The sequence below is a fragment of the Kosakonia sp. genome (assembly GCF_032052965.1).
GTDB lineage: Bacteria > Pseudomonadota > Gammaproteobacteria > Enterobacterales > Enterobacteriaceae > Kosakonia.
In genome coordinates, this window is record NZ_DAMBVN010000017.1 from 65349 (window position 1) to 82585 (window position 17237).

The 17237-nt window shown below is 54.2% G+C and carries 17 protein-coding genes; 4 read left to right on the plus strand and 13 right to left on the minus strand.

Annotated features, from left to right (window positions below; all coding sequences use genetic code 11):
- Window positions 1–49: 49 nt before the first annotated feature.
- Window positions 50–1354: an SLC13 family permease gene (locus RTX30_RS17970; RefSeq protein WP_312691531.1), complete on the plus strand. Its 1305-nt coding sequence runs from the start codon at window positions 50–52 to the stop codon at window positions 1352–1354.
- Window positions 1355–1402: 48 nt separating this feature from the next.
- Here the strand turns inward: RTX30_RS17970 and tpiA are convergent, their stop codons facing one another.
- On the minus strand, window positions 1403–2170 hold the full coding sequence (gene tpiA / locus RTX30_RS17975) for a triose-phosphate isomerase (RefSeq protein ID WP_312691532.1): 768 nt from the start codon (window positions 2168–2170) through the stop codon (window positions 1403–1405).
- Between the two features lie 106 nt (window positions 2171–2276).
- A complete protein-coding gene (locus tag RTX30_RS17980) occupies window positions 2277–2873 on the minus strand; it encodes a YiiQ family protein (protein WP_312691533.1) in 597 nt (198 codons plus the stop codon).
- Window positions 2874–2986: 113 nt separating this feature from the next.
- On the opposite strand from RTX30_RS17980, the gene RTX30_RS17985 reads away from it, so the two are divergent.
- Window positions 2987–3406 carry a DUF805 domain-containing protein gene (locus tag RTX30_RS17985; protein ID WP_312691534.1) on the plus strand — a complete coding sequence of 140 codons (420 nt, stop codon included), beginning with the start codon at window positions 2987–2989 and terminating at the stop codon, window positions 3404–3406.
- Here RTX30_RS17985 and fpr read toward each other — a convergent pair whose 3' ends face one another.
- The 4 genes from fpr to RTX30_RS18005 form a co-directional block, all read right to left on the minus strand.
- Window positions 3407–4153: a ferredoxin--NADP(+) reductase gene (fpr, locus tag RTX30_RS17990; protein WP_312691535.1), complete on the minus strand. Its 747-nt coding sequence runs from the start codon at window positions 4151–4153 to the stop codon at window positions 3407–3409.
- 96 nt (window positions 4154–4249) lie between these two features.
- Window positions 4250–5260, minus strand: a complete 1011-nt coding sequence (gene glpX, locus RTX30_RS17995; protein WP_312691536.1) for a class II fructose-bisphosphatase — start codon at window positions 5258–5260, stop codon at window positions 4250–4252.
- Window positions 5261–5367: 107 nt separating this feature from the next.
- Entirely contained in the window at window positions 5368–6876 is a 1509-nt protein-coding gene (gene glpK / locus RTX30_RS18000) for a glycerol kinase GlpK (protein WP_312691537.1), read from the minus strand.
- A 21-nt stretch (window positions 6877–6897) separates the two neighbouring features.
- Window positions 6898–7746: an MIP/aquaporin family protein gene (locus RTX30_RS18005; RefSeq protein ID WP_312691538.1), complete on the minus strand. Its 849-nt coding sequence runs from the start codon at window positions 7744–7746 to the stop codon at window positions 6898–6900.
- A 480-nt stretch (window positions 7747–8226) separates the two neighbouring features.
- Here RTX30_RS18005 and zapB point away from each other — a divergent pair, with 480 nt between their 5' ends.
- Window positions 8227–8472, plus strand: coding sequence for a septal ring assembly protein ZapB (gene zapB, locus RTX30_RS18010; protein WP_312691539.1), 246 nt, complete (start codon window positions 8227–8229; stop codon window positions 8470–8472).
- A 98-nt stretch (window positions 8473–8570) separates the two neighbouring features.
- Here the strand turns inward: zapB and rraA are convergent, their stop codons facing one another.
- The 7 genes from rraA to priA form a co-directional block, all read right to left on the minus strand.
- Window positions 8571–9056, minus strand: coding sequence for a ribonuclease E activity regulator RraA (gene rraA, locus RTX30_RS18015; protein WP_312691540.1), 486 nt, complete (start codon window positions 9054–9056; stop codon window positions 8571–8573).
- 92 nt (window positions 9057–9148) lie between these two features.
- Window positions 9149–10078 (minus strand): 1,4-dihydroxy-2-naphthoate polyprenyltransferase, encoded by a 930-nt coding sequence (menA, locus tag RTX30_RS18020; RefSeq protein ID WP_312691541.1) that lies wholly within the window; start codon window positions 10076–10078, stop codon window positions 9149–9151.
- A 66-nt stretch (window positions 10079–10144) separates the two neighbouring features.
- Complete coding sequence (gene hslU / locus RTX30_RS18025) at window positions 10145–11476, minus strand: HslU--HslV peptidase ATPase subunit (RefSeq protein WP_312691542.1); 1332 nt, start codon at window positions 11474–11476, stop codon at window positions 10145–10147.
- Window positions 11477–11485: 9 nt separating this feature from the next.
- Entirely contained in the window at window positions 11486–12016 is a 531-nt protein-coding gene (gene hslV / locus RTX30_RS18030) for an ATP-dependent protease subunit HslV (protein WP_312691543.1), read from the minus strand.
- Between the two features lie 91 nt (window positions 12017–12107).
- Complete coding sequence (gene ftsN / locus RTX30_RS18035) at window positions 12108–13097, minus strand: cell division protein FtsN (RefSeq protein WP_312691544.1); 990 nt, start codon at window positions 13095–13097, stop codon at window positions 12108–12110.
- Between the two features lie 95 nt (window positions 13098–13192).
- The gene (cytR, locus tag RTX30_RS18040) at window positions 13193–14218 is read right to left on the minus strand and encodes a DNA-binding transcriptional regulator CytR (RefSeq protein WP_312691545.1); all 1026 of its coding nucleotides are present in this window, start codon (window positions 14216–14218) and stop codon (window positions 13193–13195) included.
- A 124-nt stretch (window positions 14219–14342) separates the two neighbouring features.
- A complete protein-coding gene (priA, locus tag RTX30_RS18045) occupies window positions 14343–16535 on the minus strand; it encodes a primosomal protein N' (protein WP_312691546.1) in 2193 nt (730 codons plus the stop codon).
- Window positions 16536–16742: 207 nt separating this feature from the next.
- Here priA and rpmE point away from each other — a divergent pair, with 207 nt between their 5' ends.
- Window positions 16743–16955, plus strand: a complete 213-nt coding sequence (gene rpmE / locus RTX30_RS18050; RefSeq protein ID WP_039055221.1) for a 50S ribosomal protein L31 — start codon at window positions 16743–16745, stop codon at window positions 16953–16955.
- The last annotated feature ends 282 nt before the right edge of the window (window positions 16956–17237 follow it).

Sequence of the window (17237 nt, forward strand, 5' to 3'; positions counted from 1 at the left end):
CTCCTGCCTGTCGCCGTAGACTTGCTGAAAAAATCTACAGGAGACAGGCATGTCGCTCTGGTTTACACATCCTCTGTTCCTTCCCTCTGTGATTGTCGGTATCACCATTGTGTTGTGGGCCACTTCATTGCTGCCGGAGTTTATTACTGCGCTGTTGTTTTTTACGGCGGCGATGGTGGCAAAAATCGCGCCCACGGACGTCATCTTTGGCGGTTTTGCTTCCTCCGCTTTCTGGTTGGTGTTCAGCGGCTTTGTGCTGGGCGTCGCCATCCGTAAAACCGGGCTGGCAGATCGGGCGGCGACGGCGCTATCGGCGAAACTGACCGACTCATGGCTGCAAATGGTCGCCAGCGTCGTGCTCTTGAGTTATGCACTGGCTTTTGTCATGCCTTCGAATATGGGACGCATTGCGCTGTTAATGCCGATTGTCGCAGCGATGGCTGCACGCGCGGGCATTCACGAGGGGACGCGCCCCTGGTACGGACTGGCGCTGGCGGTGGGATTTGGCACGTTCCAGCTTTCCGCTACTATTCTGCCTGCAAACGTACCTAACCTGGTGATGAGCGGTGCGGCAGAAGGCTCATACGGTATTCACCTTAATTATGTGCCGTACCTGCTGTTGCACACGCCGGTTCTGGGGATCCTGAAAGGCATGATCCTGATTGGCCTGATTTGCTGGCTGTTCCCGGGCCAGCCGCAAGCGCCACGTGAACAGTTGCCTTCACAGCCAATGAGTCGACAGGAGAAACGCCTGTCGTGGTTACTGGCTGTAGTGCTGACACTGTGGGTGACCGAAAGCTGGCATGGCATTGGCCCGACGTGGACGGGCCTGGCGGCGGCCTGCGTGACGCTGTTGCCGCGTGTCGGGTTTATTAATGGCGATGAGTTTTCCAGCGGGGTGAACATTCGCACTTGTATTTATGTTGCCGGGATCCTGGGTCTGGCGATCACCGTGACGCAGACTGGCATCGGTAACGCGGTGGGTGATGCATTGCTGCATGTCATGCCACTCGATCCCGACCGGCCGTTCACCAGCTTCCTGGCGCTGACGGGCATCACCACGGCTCTGAATTTTATTATGACTGCGAACGGAGTTCCTGCGCTGTTTACTACGCTGGCGCAGAGTTTCTCCGAGGCGACCGGTTTCCCACTGCTGTCGGTCATTATGATCCAGGTGCTGGGCTATTCGACGCCGCTATTGCCTTATCAGGCGTCACCGATTGTAGTGGCGATGGCGCTGGGAAAAGTACCTGCCCGTGCGGGGATGTTGCTGTGTCTGGCGCTGGCGGTGGCGACATATCTGGTGTTGTTACCGCTGGATTACGCGTGGTTTAGCGTACTGGGGAGACTCTGAATAAGCCTCTCCCCGGCAGGGGGAGAGGTAGTAAGCAGCTAACAGCGATTAGGCCTGTTTTGCTGCTTCGGCTGCTTTTACGATCACGGCAAATGCGTCTGCTTTCAGTGACGCGCCGCCAACCAGTGCGCCATCAATGTCCGGCTGGGTGAACAGCTCTGCAGCATTGCCAGCGTTAACGGAACCGCCGTACTGAATGATCACTTGCTCAGCCACTTTCGCGTCTGCTTTGGCAATGTGATCACGAATAAATTTGTGAACAGCCTGTGCCTGTGCCGGGGTGGCGGATTTGCCAGTACCGATAGCCCAAACCGGTTCGTAAGCAATGACTGCGCCTTCGAACGCAGCTGCGCCCTGCGTTTTCAGTACTGCGTCGATCTGACGTGCACACACTTCTTCCGTTTTACCGGCTTCGTTTTCCGCTTCGGTTTCGCCGATGCACAGTACAGGGATCAGACCCTGCGCTTTCAGCACCGCAAATTTTTTGGCGATGAATTCGTCAGACTCCGCGTGGTAAGTACGACGCTCAGAGTGACCAATAATGATGTATTTCGCGCCAATATCTTTCAGCATCTCGGCAGAGGTTTCGCCGGTGAATGCGCCAGACAGGTTAACGTCAACATTCTGCGCGCCCAGTACGATGTGGCTACCGTCAGCAGCATGCTTAGCCAGATCCAGGTACATTTCAGGTGGGGCAATAGCAACGGCACAGCCTGTTACGCCGGCCAGTTCGGTACGCAGATTAGCAACCAGTTCGTTTACCATGTGGCGGCTGCCGTTCAGTTTCCAGTTACCCATCACTAAAGGATGTCGCATTTTTACTCTCCACGCGCTTGGCGAATTAAGGAATATGGCCGCCCCTGGGGGCAGCATGTCTGTGAAACAGTATAGAGATTCATCCCCTGAAAGGCTTTGCTTTTTGTCATTTATTGTTACCTTCAAGGGCCTCAGATAACGCCAGCTTAATCGGTTCAACAGCGAAGGTCAGCCCCTTTTCGCCGTTATCTGCTACCACATAGCGGATCGCGCCTTCCGTTTCGGCGTAGTAGGGTTTGCCTTTGCCATTCGTCAGCAACTTTTGCAGCTTCTGTACACTTTGCGCGCTGGTCAGCGTTGGCGAAAATTCGCGAATAAACGCCGCCATATACTCCTGTGCTTTCGATTTTGCCGCTTTTTGCTCCGGCCCTTGCACGGGTAGCCAGGTGATCTGCATTGATTTGATTTTCAGCGTGCCTTGCTCCAGCGCCGTGGAGGCGTAGAGGTTTTCATTAATTTTCGTTGCTGCGCGGGTCAGGCTTTTGTCGCCGTCACTGTCTACTGCACGAAATTCATTTAGCACAAGCGTAGGATTGTCGTTATTAAACTTCTCGCGAAACTGGCTAATAGATTGATCAAACGTCGGCGCGCCCGGCAGTAAATAGGGCGCAGTCGCCACCGTTGGTGTGTCTTCCGCCATGGCGGGCGAGCAGAAGACCAGCGCTGAAAATAGCAGCCAAATTTGATAACGCCACGCTTTCATTAACATCGTCCTCTGTACAGTTTGCTCACGATTAAAACGATAACAGACGGGCTTGTCAAAAACTCCCGCCGCCAGGGTAAACTACGCAGCATTACGATAATAAGGAACCTTACATGGGCATACAGCAGTGGTTGTTTTCCTTCAAAGGGCGCATCGGGCGCCGTGATTTTTGGATTTGGATCGTGCTCTGGGTCGTGAGCATGACGGTACTGTTTGCACTGGCAAACAGTGGCATGCTTGATTTTCAGATGGCGGCTTTTTTGCTGGTGTGTCTGGTCTGGCCGACGGCCTGCGTGATGGTAAAACGTCTGCATGACAGAGGGCGTCACGGTGCGTGGGGATTTCTGATGGTGCTGGCGTGGATGCTGCTTTCCGGCCATTGGGAAGTTCTGAATGAGACTATGGCGTGGGTGGTGGGACGCCTGATCCCGGTAGTGATTGTGGTGATGATGCTGATTGACCTGGGCGCGTTTATCGGCACCCAGGGAGAAAACAAATACGGCAAGGATACGCTGGAAGTAAAATTCCGCTGATCACCAGTAATGTTCAGCAGTAATGTGCCCCGGTCGACGGCGAAGATGTTTCGCCATTTGCCGGGTATCTTTCAGCAATTGCGTGGTATCGCGCACCATCTGCGGGTTGCCGCACAACATCACATGGCTGGTTTCCGCGTTGATCGGTAGCCCGACGGCCTCTTCCAGCGCGCCGCTGGTGATCAACGCCGGTATGCGCCCGGTCAGTGAACCGGAAAGCGTTTCCCGGCTGACGACGGTTTGAATACGTAATTTACCTTCGTAGCGTTTTTGCAGCTCCAGCATCAACGGTAAATAGCTTAAATCTGCCGCGTAGCGTACCGCGTGAACCAGTACCAGATTTTTAAAGCGCTCAAGATCTTTCCCTTCCTGCAAAATCGACAGATACGGCCCAATCGCCGTTCCGGTCGCCAGCATCCACAGCGTTTCGCAGTCTGGAACCTCTTCCAGCACGAAAAATCCAGCGGCTTCGCTGACCATCAGAATTTCATCGCCGGGTTGCAGCGCTGCCAGACGCGGGCTCAATTTCCCTTCCGGAACAGTCACGAGGTAAAACTCAAGGTCGGGGTTGCCTGGCGCATTCACATAGGAATAAGCGCGTTGAACACGCTCGCCGTCAATTTCCAGCCCAAGTTTGGCGAATTGCCCGGCAGTGAAGGGGAGAACGGGGGCACGTACGGTGAGGCTAAACAGCGCATCGGTCCAGAATTGTACCTTTGTGACTTTTCCTGTTACCCAGTCCGCCATGGTTATCTCCTGTTCTGTTGCGTTGCTTTATCTTCATGCTTGCGGTGTGAGATTTCCAGCCCGCCGGGGCCGGAAAGCTCAATTGAACAAATACCCTTACAGTATATGACGCTGCACATCCGGATCTTTGCGATCAAGATAGTGAATGGATTGGATACGGCGAATGGTGCGTGATTTGCCGCGGATCAGCAGCGTTTCGGTGGTGGCGATATTCCCCTTACGGGTAATGCCATCCAGCAGATCGCCTTTAGTAATGCCGGTCGCGGAAAAGATCACATTGTCGCTACGCGCCATTTCGTCCAGACGCAGGACATTTCCGGCTTCGATCCCCATACCGCGGCAGCGTTTTAGCTCCTGCTCGCCAATCCGGCGATTCTCTTCGCTGTCGCCTTTGACCTGATGGCGAGCCAGCAGGCGGCCCTGCATATCGCCATCAAGCGCGCGGATCACTGCGGCAGAAACGACCCCTTCCGGGGCGCCGCCAATGCCGTACAGCACATCCACTTCACTGTCTGGCATACAGGTCAGGATCGAGGCCGCCACATCACCATCGGGAATGGCAAAAACACGCACACCCAGTGTTTGCATCTCTGCAATGGTAGTATCGTGGCGCGGTTTCGCCAGAATTGTCACCGTCAGCTCGCTCAGCGGTTTGCCCAGCGCGTTCGCAACATTACGCAGGTTATCCGCCAGTGGCAGGTTAAGATCAATAGCGCCTTTGGCTCCCGGCCCGACAATCAGCTTCTCCATATACATATCCGGCGCATTGAGGAAACAGCCTTTATCGCCTACGGCCAGCACGGCCAGTGCGTTGGCCTGCCCCATGGCCGTCATGCGGGTACCTTCAATCGGATCGACCGCAATATCAACGGCATCGCCTTTACCCGTGCCCACTTTTTCACCGATAAACAACATCGGCGCTTCGTCAATTTCCCCTTCGCCAATGACAATGGTTCCGTCGATATTGACGTTATTGAGCATAATACGCATGGCATTGACCGCCGCGCCGTCAGCTGTGTTTTTGTCGCCGCGTCCCAGCCATTTGTAGCCAGCCAGCGCCGCAGCTTCAGTAACACGGGAGAATTCGATGGCAAGTTCTCGTCTCATAACAAACTCTATAGTGAAAGAAATTGAGCGAAGTTTATCACAGCGAGAGGGGGAGGGTGGCCGGGCAGACGCCCTCTCACCGTGAGTGAGAGGGCGTTGTAAAGGGATTACTCGTCGCGCTCTTCCCATGCCAGTGCACGTTTAACGGCTTTTTTCCAGCCGCTGTAGCGGAAGTTACGCTCCGTGGTTTCGATACCCGGGCGGAATTCGCGCTCAATGACGGCTTTTTCCTGCAGCTCATCCAGATTTTGCCAGAAACCGACAGCCAGACCAGCCAGATACGCCGCACCCAGCGCCGTCACTTCACGCACTTCAGGACGTTCCACGCGGGTGCCAAGAATATCGGACTGGAACTGCATCAGGAAGTTGTTCGCCACTGCGCCGCCATCCACACGCAACGCGTGTAAACGGATGCCGGAGTCAGCCTGCATCGCTTCCAGCACGTCACGGGTCTGATAAGCAATAGACTCGAGCGTGGCACGAATGATGTGGTTGGCGTTAACACCACGGGTCAGGCCAAAGATGGCACCGCGGGCATACGGATCCCAGTATGGCGCGCCAAGGCCAGTAAACGCAGGCACGACATACACGCCGTTGGTGTCTTTCACTTTGGTGGCGAAATATTCGGAGTCGAATGCATCGCTGAGCAGCTTCATCTCATCACGCAGCCACTGAATGGACGCACCCGCCATAAACACCGCACCTTCCAGCGCATAGTTCACTTCGCCTTTCGGGCCGCAGCCAATGGTGGTCAGCAGGCCATGCTCGGATTTCACGGCTTTCTCACCGGTGTTCATCAGCATAAAGCAGCCGGTGCCGTAGGTGTTTTTTGCCATCCCTTCTTTAACGCACAGCTGGCCAAACAGCGCTGCCTGCTGGTCACCGGCAATACCGGCGATAGGAATACGCGTGCCGCCTTTGCCGCCAATGTTGGTCTGACCGTAGACTTCGGATGATTTACGCACTTGTGGCAGCATGGCGCGCGGAATATCCAGCGCGTCCAGCATCTTGTCATCCCAGTCCAGCTCGTGAATGTTGAACAGCATGGTACGCGAGGCGTTGGTGTAATCGGTCACGTGGACGCGACCCTGGGTCATTTTCCAGATAAGCCAGGTATCGACCGTACCGAACAGCAGTTCGCCGCGTTTGGCGCGCTCACGGGAGCCTTCGACATGGTCGAGGATCCACTTCACTTTGGTACCGGAGAAGTAAGGGTCAACCACCAGGCCGGTGGCGTTACGCACATACTCTTCCATGCCGTCGCGTTTCAGTTTTTCGCAAATATCAGCCGTACGGCGGCACTGCCAGACAATGGCGTTATAAATGGGCTTACCGGTTTCGCGCTCCCAGACAATTGCAGTTTCACGCTGGTTGGTAATTCCGATAGCGGCGATTTGGTCTGAACTGATGTCGGCTTTCGCTAACACTTCCACCAGCGTGGAGCTTTGCGAGGCCCAGATTTCCATCGGGTCATGTTCAACCCAGCCTGGCTTCGGATAAATTTGTTCAAATTCACGCTGTGAAACGCTGATGATGTTGGCGTCATGATCCATCACCACGGCGCGGGAGCTGGTAGTGCCCTGGTCGAGCGCAACGATATATTTTTTGTCAGTCATGGTTATGTTCCCGTAGTCACATTACAGCGAAGCTTTTTGTTGAGTGGTGGAGGCGGTGCCTTTTTCTTCCGCAGCCTCACTGGCATCGGACGGCAGATGGCGACCAATCAATTTACGATAACCGAATGCGCCTAACGCCGCCCCTACAATCGGCCCAAACAACGGCACGAGGAAGTAGGGAATATCTTTACCGCCGGTAAACGCGACGTTACCCCAGCCCGCAAGCCAGGCGAAGGTTTTCGGCCCGAGGTCACGTGCCGGGTTCATGGCGAAGCCCGTCAACGGTCCCATCGATGCGCCGATCACGGCAATCAGCAGGCCGATCAGCAACGGCGCCAGCGGACCACGCGGAATACCGTTACCATCATCGCCCAGCGCCATAATCACACCCATCAGAACGGCGGTAATCACCATTTCAACGGCGAAAGCCTGTACAAAATTGATGTGCGGGTTCGGGTACGTTGAGAAAATACCAGCCAGATCAAGGCTTTCTACGCTACCGCGCACCATGTTGTGTGTTTGTTCAAAGTCGAGGAAAAGATTGTAATAAAGCCCGTAAACAAGTGCAGCCGCGCAAAACGCGCCGGCAAACTGAGAAATGATAAAAGGAACAACTTTACGTCCGTCAAAACTGGCGAAGAGCCACAATGCAATCGTCACTGCCGGGTTGAGATGCGCGCCGGAAACCCCTGCGGTCAGGTAGATGGCCATCGCCACGCCCAGACCCCAAATAATACTGATTTCCCATTGACCAAAGGTGGCACCAGCCACTTTTAGTGCCGCGACACAGCCCACACCGAAGAAAATCAACAACCCGGTGCCGAGAAACTCGGCGATGCACTGGCCTTTTAAGGTTGATGTTTGACTCATAATCGGATCCTGCAAAAGTTTAGTGGTTATTGTTAGCACGGAGGTACAAGGCCGCCATGATGTCGTGTAGACATAGTGTTAATTTATCGTTAACGAGCAAAAACGAGAAATATCGAAATTAAAATGTGTGTACTGCGTCAATAAAATGAGCGTTTTCGAGCGCTAGTGCGCATTTTTGCATCATGGAGAAATGAGAGCTGAATCATTTTTGTAACCGGGGAATTAACAATTTATAGATAGATGCGTGTCTTGCACCAGGAGCAGACTGAAAAGTGTTGCAAAGCGCAAACAGCGCGGCTCTACGCTGGACAGGGGCTGGTGGGCTTCATACAATCGGTAACAAGCGAAATACGCTCATATTCATAAGGCGTCACCAATCGTTGGGACGAGGATTTTAAAGACACGTATCATTCGGCGGGCTACGGGTTTCGCCGAAGAGTGAAGTGAATATCCATCAACGCCTTGCAACTCAGGAGAGGTATGACAATGTCATTAGAAGTATTTGAGAAACTGGAAGCGAAAGTGCAGCAGGCGATTGATACCATCACGCTGTTGCAGATGGAAATCGAAGAGCTGAAAGACAAAAACAACAGCCTGGCTCAGGAAGTGCAATCCGCACAGCAGGGTCGTGAAGAGCTGGAGCGCGAAAACCACCAGTTAAGAGAGCAGCAACACGGCTGGCAGGAGCGTTTGCAGGCATTGTTAGGGCGCATGGAAGAAGTCTGATTACGCTTTCTTTCGCCTAATCGCCAGTCCATGCCGGATAAGCGTAGCGTTATCCGAAATGATGAAAATAAAAAAGGGCGCCTGTCGGCGCCCTTTTTTTATTCGATATCCAGTGGATCTTCCGACAGGATAATGCCGGTGTTGTCGGCGTAGAGATGGTCGCCGGAGAAGAAGGTGACGCCGCCAAAATTGACGCGAACATCGCTTTCGCCAATGCCTTCGCCCGTAGCACCAACCGGAATTGCGGCAATCGCCTGAATGCCGATATCCAGTTCTTCAAGGTCGTCTACCTGGCGCACCGCACCATAGACCACAATGCCTTCCCACTCGTTTTGCACTGCAGTGCGCGCGAGATCGGCATCGATTAACGCCCGGCGCACCGAGCCGCCGCCGTCTACCAGCAGGATTCGACCACGGCCATTTTGTTCGAGCAGATCGTACAGCAACCCGTTGTCCTCGAAACATTTCACTGTGATGATTTGCCCGCCAAAAGATGACCGTCCGCCAAAATTGGAGAACAGAGGTTCCACGACGTTGATCTCTTCCTGGTAGATATCACAAAGCTCAGAAGTATCGTATTTCATAGGCTTAACGTTTAGTTGCTGCGAGAGTTGTCAGTATATCGCGCATCGCGCATTGTTGGCAAAATCATCAATTGTTAATTGACATTAATCAGTTATAAATGTGCCTGGCTGAGCATAATTCCCATCACAAACAAAAGGTTAGTCAGGAGTGCTCCTTTTACGGTACGTTCAAGCATTGGCGGCATAGCGCGGGGATCGCGCTCGCGCAGGACAAAACGGGCCTGTTTTATTAACAACGGCGCGGCAAGAAGAAACAGCCAGCCCCATGGGCTGTGCAACGAAAGCAGGTTAAATAGCGCCAGGCACAGCAGCGCGCCCGCCAGCAGGCCAGCATGATAGCGCCGTGCGTTTATGGGGCCTAAACGTACTACCAGCGTGTTCTTACCGTTGTCACGGTCGCTGTCGATATCACGCAGGTTATTGATGTTCAAAACTGCCGTCGCCAGCAGACCGCAGGCGGTGGCAGGAAGGATCACGGCAGGGATCAGCATATGGGTTTGCAGATACCAGCTCCCGATTACGCTCAGCCAGCCAAAGAACACCAGCACAGAGACATCGCCCAGCCCAATATAGCCATACGGGCGTTTACCGACGGTATAAGTGATCGCGGCGACAATTGATAAACCGCCGAGGATCAGAAAGCCCACAAAATCGGTCATGGTCTGTGTCGCTGCGGTGACCAACAACAATCCGGAAATGCAGCTCAGCGCAATGATCACCATTAATGCGCGCTTCATTTGCGCAAGTGAAATGGCGCCTTTTTGCATTCCGCGCAGCGGCCCGATGCGGTCCGGCTTGTCGCTGCCTTTCACCGCATCGCCATAGTCATTAGCGAGGTTAGACAAAATTTGCAGCAAACCGGCGGTCACCAGTGCAAGTAACGCCACCAGCGGATCGAAAAAGCCCTGCCACCAGGCCAGCACTGTGCCGACGATAATGGCCGCGAAGGCCAGCGGCAGTGTTTTCGGGCGCAGGCTTTCTAACCAGGCTTGGGTACGGCTCAGAGATTGCGTTTCGTTCATAAATTAGGCCAACAAAAATGGGGGCATAAGCCCCCATCGAATGTGATGAAAACGTTGTGGCCGTGATTATAAGATAAAACGGCTCAGATCTTCATCTGCCACTAAAGCATCAAGATGTTTACTCACATAGTCTGCATCAATGATGATTGTCTCACCGCCCAGATCGCTGGCATCGTAGGAAATATCTTCCATCAAGCGTTCCAGCACGGTATGCAGACGACGCGCACCAATGTTTTCTGTGGTTTCGTTCACCTGCCATGCCGCCTGGGCGATACGTTTGATGCCATCATCCGTAAAGTCGATGTTGACACCTTCAGTCGCCATTAACGCTTTGTACTGCACGGTTACCGACGCGTTTGGCTCGGTCAGAATACGTTCAAAGTCATCGGCGGTCAGCGCCTGCAGTTCTACACGAATCGGCAAACGCCCCTGTAGTTCCGGGATCAGATCCGACGGGCTGGCAATCTGGAATGCACCAGAGGCGATAAACAGAATGTGATCGGTTTTCACCATCCCGTGCTTGGTCGACACAGTACAACCTTCGACCAGAGGCAGCAGATCGCGTTGCACACCCTCGCGGGACACATCCGGGCCGGAGGTGTTGCCGCGCTTACAGATCTTGTCGATTTCGTCGATAAACACGATCCCGTGCTGCTCAACCGCATCAATAGCATCTTGTTTCAGCTCTTCCGGGTTAACCAGCTTCGCCGCTTCTTCCTCAATCAGCAGCTTCATCGCGTCTTTGATTTTCAATTTACGCGGTTTCTGCTTCTGGCCGCCCAGATTCTGGAACATGGATTGCAACTGGTTGGTCATCTCTTCCATGCCCGGAGGCGCCATGATCTCGACACCCATTGGCGCGGCAGCAAGATCGATTTCGATCTCTTTATCGTCGAGCTGGCCTTCACGCAGCTTTTTGCGGAAAGACTGGCGCGCAGCAGAAGGCTCAGCCGCCTGCTCGGGTTGGCCCCAGTTGTTTTTGGCCGGAGGGATCAGCACGTCGAGAATGCGCTCTTCCGCCATTTCTTCTGCACGGTAGCGGTTTTTCTCGATCGACTGGCTGCGTACCATTTTCACGGCGGCATCGGTTAGATCGCGGATGATAGAATCCACTTCTTTACCTACATAGCCCACTTCGGTGAACTTGGTCGCTTCAACTTTGATAAACGGCGCGTTGGCGAGTTTTGCCAGGCGGCGGGCAATTTCCGTTTTACCCACACCGGTTGGGCCGATCATAAGAATGTTTTTTGGGGTGACTTCATGGCGCAACTCTTCGTCAAGTTGCATACGACGCCAGCGGTTACGCAGAGCAATCGCTACGGAACGCTTGGCGGCGTCCTGGCCGATAATGTGTTTATTCAGTTCGCTGACAATTTCGCGTGGGGTCATTTCAGACATGGGAAATCCTTACGCTTCAGAGGATAATTCTTCGATGGTATGGAAGTGGTTGGTGTAAATGCAGATATCGCCTGCAATACCCAACGCCTTCTCAGCAATTTCACGCGCGCTCAGCTCGGTGTTTTCCAGCAACGCACGGGCTGCGGCCTGGGCGTATGGCCCGCCGGAACCGATGGCGATCAGATCGTTTTCCGGCTGCACCACATCGCCGTTACCGGTGATGATGAGAGATGCCGTTTCATCTGCGACCGCCAGTAAGGCTTCCAGTTTGCGCAGCATACGATCGGTACGCCAGTCTTTTGCCAGTTCCACGGCGGCTTTCACCAGATGACCCTGGTGCATTTCCAGCTTGCGTTCGAACAATTCAAACAGGGTGAAAGCATCGGCGGTGCCGCCAGCAAAACCGGCGATCACTTTGTCGTGATACAGGCGACGGACTTTTTTCACGTTGCCTTTCATCACAGTGTTACCCAGTGTGGCCTGGCCATCACCGGCGATAACGACATGGCCGTTACGGCGTACGCTTACTATTGTTGTCACGAGCAGACCCCTTGGTTACAAATGCAGATTACAGACCCCATACGTGGTATGGGGCAGAATGCAATTATAGATGGGGGGGATTTCGGGGGTTTCAACCCCCGGAGGCAAGACGGATACAGTTTGTATGGCCGGCCATTTTCAGGCGGCTAATGGTGGAGTCGGCATTCTCTTTGCCTCTGATCGGACCAATGACTACGCGATTCCAGCCATTATTGGCGGTAATCCGCGAATCGAAGCCTTCAAACGCCAACTGCGCACGTACCGTTTCTGCCTGATCCTGGCCTTTAAACGACCCACACTGAACCAGCCAGCGTCGATCGTCTTTCTTCTCCGCCGTTTGCGGCTTGGGCGCTTCTGCTTCACGCGTTATTGGCGCCGCCTGCTGCGTTTTCGGCTGCGCAGCCGAGGTATGCGGCGGCGTTTGTAGCAGATCCTGATATGGCTGCGTGGTCGTTACGGGTTTCTGTTGCTGCGCCTGCCGTGGCTGCGCGGCAGCTTGCGTATTGCGTGCAGGCTGCTGCACCGGTTGCTCGGTGATACGCGCCTGTGTTCTGGGCTGCTGTACTGGCTGCGTCCACTGCTGCTGTTGTACTTGTTGCTGTGCCTGACGCTGGCGTTGCAGTGTTTGCTGACGCTGTTCGGCGGTCTGCTCGTTCCACGGTACTTCGTTAAGCTGTGTCGGCTGCTGGCGCATATCCGCCTGCATTTGCGCTAACAACTGTCGTTGTTCATCCGTGAGCTGATCCGGGTTTTTCACTTCGCCACCCGCCGACGGCTCGGTAGGTGCGCGCACGCCAGGCTGACGGCTCTCCAGCTCTTTAATATAGCGCCAGCGCTCTTCCGGTTTCGGCGGCAGGCCGTTACCGGTGACTTTGGTGTTTTGCAGCGCTTCAGATTCTTCTTTCTTGTGGTGCGTAATAAAGTACAAACCACCGATAAAGGCAACCAACACGGCGGCCGCAATGGCGACCATAGCCGGAGAGACCGCAGACTGACTGCGTTGCTTATTCCTTGAGTTACTCTTTTTGCGCCGCGAAGGAGCCGACTGGCTGCCGCGGCGTACATAATCTCGTTGTGCCACTATCGTTTCGCTGTCTTTATTTCGTTTATCAGCCCGCCATGTTACTTAAGCGACGGGCTTTTGACCAGAAGAGGGAGTCCGAAAGCCCCCCGGCTTTACTTCAGCGGCTGGGTTGAACCACGCAGGACCAGTTCGCAATCCAACAGGCGCGATCCACTGCTGACGTTATGCCCCTGCAATTGCTCAAGCAGTAATAACATCGATTCACAGCCAATCTCGTAGCGAGGCTGCGCAACGGTAGTCAGCGGCGGCTCGCAGAACTGCGCCAGCGCGATATTATCAAAACCGATAATGGAGAGATCCTGAGGGACTTTCAAACCGCGCTGTTTCGCCTGAGAAAGCGCGCCGAGCGCCATTACATCGCTGTGGCAGAAAACTGCTGTTGGCGGTTTTGGCAGTGTCATGAGTTGTTCCAGCGCGTGCGCGCCCGCTTCATAGGTAAAATCGCCGCGCACAATATAGTGAGGATCCACCACGGTGCCTGAACGGCGCAGCGCCTGCACGTAGCCCTGCAACCGGTAGTGGCACAGCAGCAACTCTTCCGGCCCGGCAATACACCCAATAAGGTGGTGCCCTTGCTCTTGCAGATAATTAACGGCATTAAACGCGGCGGTCAGGTTATCAATGTGAACCGTGGGCAGCTCCAGCTCGGGCGCAAATTCATTCGCCATAACCATCGGCGGTAAATTGCGCTGTTCTTCAATGCTGGCGTCAAAAGGAAGACGCGATCCCAGCAACAGCATGCCATCGATTTGTTTGGTGATAATCAGATCAATAAAGGTCTTTTCCTGCTGATTCTGATGTGCGCAGTCGCCAATTAACACCAGGTAGCCGTGACTGGCAGCTGTGACTTCGATACCACGAATGATTTCGCTGAAAAAGGGATCGCAAATATCCGGCACAATTACCAGGATGGTGCGTGATTCATTGCGTTTGACGTTGCGTCCCGTCGACTGGGGTAAATAACCCACTTCCATCGCCGCCTGCTCAACCCGATTGCGGGTAGCTTGCGCCACTTTGTCCGGATTCATTAACGCACGGGATACGGTTGCCGTAGAAACCTTTGCTTTCATGGCAACATCTTTCATGGTCGCTGCCGCAACCTGATTTTTGGGTTTCACCTTATTCTCCTCGCATGCACGGCGCAGGCGTAGTTACATTTTTATCAGATAGTTAAGCCCATCGGTTACAGAATTTTCATGAAAAGTGTGATGAATCTTGAATTTTTCGAGCTGCCTTCCAATATCAGCTTTCGATTGGGTCGACATCCAGAACCCATTTCACCCGTCTCGCTTCCGGTAGCGTGTTAATTAGCGCCAGCGCACCGTTTACTATGTGCTGCAGACGAATACGGGAAGGGTGCTGCAAGAGGATTTGCCAGCGATAGCGTCCGGCACGTTTTGCTGCCAGAGCGGGTACCGGGCCGAGGATCCACAGCTGGTTATCAGCGAGCGGGCTGGCCTGCAACAAATTCCTCAGATGCTGTAGGAACAGCGGAGCCTGCTGATTGTTTTGATCTTCCGCGCGAATAAGAACATGGCTGGTCCAGGGGGGAAGTTGCATGGCCTGCCGTTCTGCCAGAGCCTGTTCTGCAAAAGTGTCATAGCCTTTATGCAGCAATGTCAGCAGTAAAGGGTGTTCCGGGTGATGAGTTTGCAGCACCACTTCGCCCTGTTTCCCGGCACGTCCGGCACGGCCTGAAACCTGGGTATAAAGCTGAGCAAAGCGTTCGGCGGCACGGAAGTCAGCCGAAAATAGTGCACCATCGACATCCAGCAGCGCCACCAGCGTCACATCCGGGAAGTGGTGGCCTTTGGCGAGCATTTGGGTGCCAATCAGTATGCGCGCACCGCCGCGATGAACTTCCGCCAGATGCTGTTCCAGTGCACCTTTACGGCTGGTGGTATCGCGGTCGATGCGTGACACCGGCACACCAGGAAACAGCGGGGCCAGTACCTGCTCCAGCTGTTCGGTACCGAGGCCGACAGGCAGCAAGTGCGTGGAGCCGCAGGATGGGCACTGACGTGGAACGGGACGCTGGCTATCACAATGGTGGCAGCGCAGGTGCCGTTGCGCCTGGTGGAACGTGTAATAGTGATCGCAGCGTGGGCATTCCGCTATCCAGCCACAATCATGGCACAGCAGGGCCGGCGAGAAGCCGCGGCGGTTAAGAAACAGGATCACCTGATTGCCCGCCTGCAAATGCTGACGCATGCGGTTAATTAACGCAGGCGCCAGCCCGGCCTGTAACTGTTGACCTTTCATATCCAGCACGTGTTGCGCTGCCGGGCGGGCATTACCCGCCCGGCGGGTCAGCCGTAGCAGGTTGTATTTACGTACGCGCACGTTATAGAGCGTTTCCAGTGCCGGGGTGGCCGAGCCAAGAATAATCGGGATTTGCTCACTGTGGGCGCGGTAGACCGCCAAATCGCGGGCATGATAGCGCCAGCCTTCCTGCTGTTTATAAGAGCTGTCGTGTTCTTCATCGATAACGATCACACCGAGGTTTTTAAACGGTGTAAACAGGGAGGAGCGCGTGCCGATCACAATGGCTGCTTCGCCGCTTTTGGCTTTCTGCCAGGTTATGAGCCGTTCGCTGTCATTCAGCCCGGAATGCAGAACTTCTACCGGCGCATTAAAGCGTTCGCGAAACCGGGCAATGGTTTGCGGCGTTAAACCGATTTCCGGCACCATCACCAGCGCCTGTTTGCCCTGCGCCAGGACATTTTCCAGCACGCTCAGATAGACTTCCGTCTTGCCAGAGCCCGTGACCCCCGCCAGTAGCCAGGCGGAGAATCGATCGGCCGCGCTGTGGATCGCGCCTACCGCCGTGGCCTGTTCGGTATTCAGCCGCAGGCGATCGCCACTGACGGCAAAGCTGCTGCGCCAGTCGCTAAATGTGGGCGCTTCGCTGTTCATCTCTGCAAGGCCTTTCGCGCGCAGTGCTTGCAGGGTGACGCTTTTCAGATCAAGCGCGGCTAACTGATGTTGCCAGATTTTACCTTTACGCAGCGCGGATAAAGCCTGCTGCTGCCTGGGCGACTTTACACGGTTGATGTCGGTCGCCAGGCCTTGTTCAGTGGCGAACCAGTAGCCCTGAAATTCAGCGCTCGCGGGTTTGGTTTGCCGCATCAATACGGGAAGCGCGTTAAACAGTACATCGCCAATCGGGTGATGGTAATACTCTGCCGCCCACAACAGCAGGCGCCATACCGAGGGAGAAAACGACGGTTCGCTATCAAGCACTTCATCGACGCGTTTTAAGTCGGCGAGCGGTAACTCGCTGTTGTCACTGACGGCGACCACGATGCCAACGCGATGCTGAGTACCAAATGGCACACGCACGCGACAGCCTGCGCTGACGGACATGTCATCTGGCAGCAGGTAATCAAAGGTGCGGGGCAAAGGCACAGAAAGTGCAACGTGGGCGACGGGCATCTCATTTTCCTGGCTTGAAAACTGGCGGGTTAGTATACACATTGTCTGGAGTTGCGAGCTGAACAGTTTGCATGTGTTGACCAATTTCTGTATGATTCGCCGCCTTTGATGCGTATTTGGCGTGCCAAAGATACACTTATACTTTAACTCGCGTGGTGTCTGGCGTTAGGGCTGGAAGAGCGACGCGGCCTTAAACTGAGGTTTCCCATGAAAAAAGGTATTCACCCGAATTATGTAGCTATTACTGCAACCTGTTCTTGCGGTAATGTGATCAAAACCCATTCTACCGTGGGTCACGACCTGAACTTGGACGTGTGCGGCAACTGCCACCCGTTCTTCACGGGTAAACAGCGTGTTGTTGATACCGGTGGTCGTGTTGAGCGTTTCAACAAACGCTTCAGCATCCCGGGCAGCAAATAAGTTGCCAGTCGAAAAAAGCGCCGGAAGGCGCTTTTTTTGTGTCTGAATTATCCCGCAGGGAGGTATTTTTGTGATTGGCATCACAAAAATATTGCTCTGAACAAAAAATGAGCATATCCTTTTCATCGTTGAGCACTGTGAACAAGGCGTGAGGAAAGGTGAGTAATATGCTGACTGCAATGAAAAACGTATTTATGTCTTATCTGTTATCGCTGGCAGAAGTGCACCCGGAAGTGACGCGCTTCTAAACCATCAGATTTTTAAACAAAAAGGGCGGAAGAT

Excerpts from the sequence above, each read along its gene's own strand:
- rpmE (WP_039055221.1), top strand. The coding sequence starts at position 16,743 with ATGAAAAAAGGTATTCACCCGAATTATGTAGCTATTACTGCAACCTGT.
- tpiA (WP_312691532.1), bottom strand. The coding sequence starts at position 2,170 with ATGCGACATCCTTTAGTGATGGGTAACTGGAAACTGAACGGCAGCCGC.
- menA (WP_312691541.1), bottom strand. The coding sequence starts at position 10,078 with ATGAACGAAACGCAATCTCTGAGCCGTACCCAAGCCTGGTTAGAAAGC.
- hslU (WP_312691542.1), bottom strand. The coding sequence starts at position 11,476 with ATGTCTGAAATGACCCCACGCGAAATTGTCAGCGAACTGAATAAACAC.
- glpX (WP_312691536.1), bottom strand. The coding sequence starts at position 5,260 with ATGAGACGAGAACTTGCCATCGAATTCTCCCGTGTTACTGAAGCTGCG.
- glpK (WP_312691537.1), bottom strand. The coding sequence starts at position 6,876 with ATGACTGACAAAAAATATATCGTTGCGCTCGACCAGGGCACTACCAGC.
- RTX30_RS17980 (WP_312691533.1), bottom strand. The coding sequence starts at position 2,873 with ATGAAAGCGTGGCGTTATCAAATTTGGCTGCTATTTTCAGCGCTGGTC.
- RTX30_RS17985 (WP_312691534.1), top strand. The coding sequence starts at position 2,987 with ATGGGCATACAGCAGTGGTTGTTTTCCTTCAAAGGGCGCATCGGGCGC.
- RTX30_RS17970 (WP_312691531.1), top strand. The coding sequence starts at position 50 with ATGTCGCTCTGGTTTACACATCCTCTGTTCCTTCCCTCTGTGATTGTC.
- priA (WP_312691546.1), bottom strand. The coding sequence starts at position 16,535 with ATGCCCGTCGCCCACGTTGCACTTTCTGTGCCTTTGCCCCGCACCTTT.
- zapB (WP_312691539.1), top strand. The coding sequence starts at position 8,227 with ATGACAATGTCATTAGAAGTATTTGAGAAACTGGAAGCGAAAGTGCAG.
- rraA (WP_312691540.1), bottom strand. The coding sequence starts at position 9,056 with ATGAAATACGATACTTCTGAGCTTTGTGATATCTACCAGGAAGAGATC.
- RTX30_RS18005 (WP_312691538.1), bottom strand. The coding sequence starts at position 7,746 with ATGAGTCAAACATCAACCTTAAAAGGCCAGTGCATCGCCGAGTTTCTC.
- fpr (WP_312691535.1), bottom strand. The coding sequence starts at position 4,153 with ATGGCGGACTGGGTAACAGGAAAAGTCACAAAGGTACAATTCTGGACC.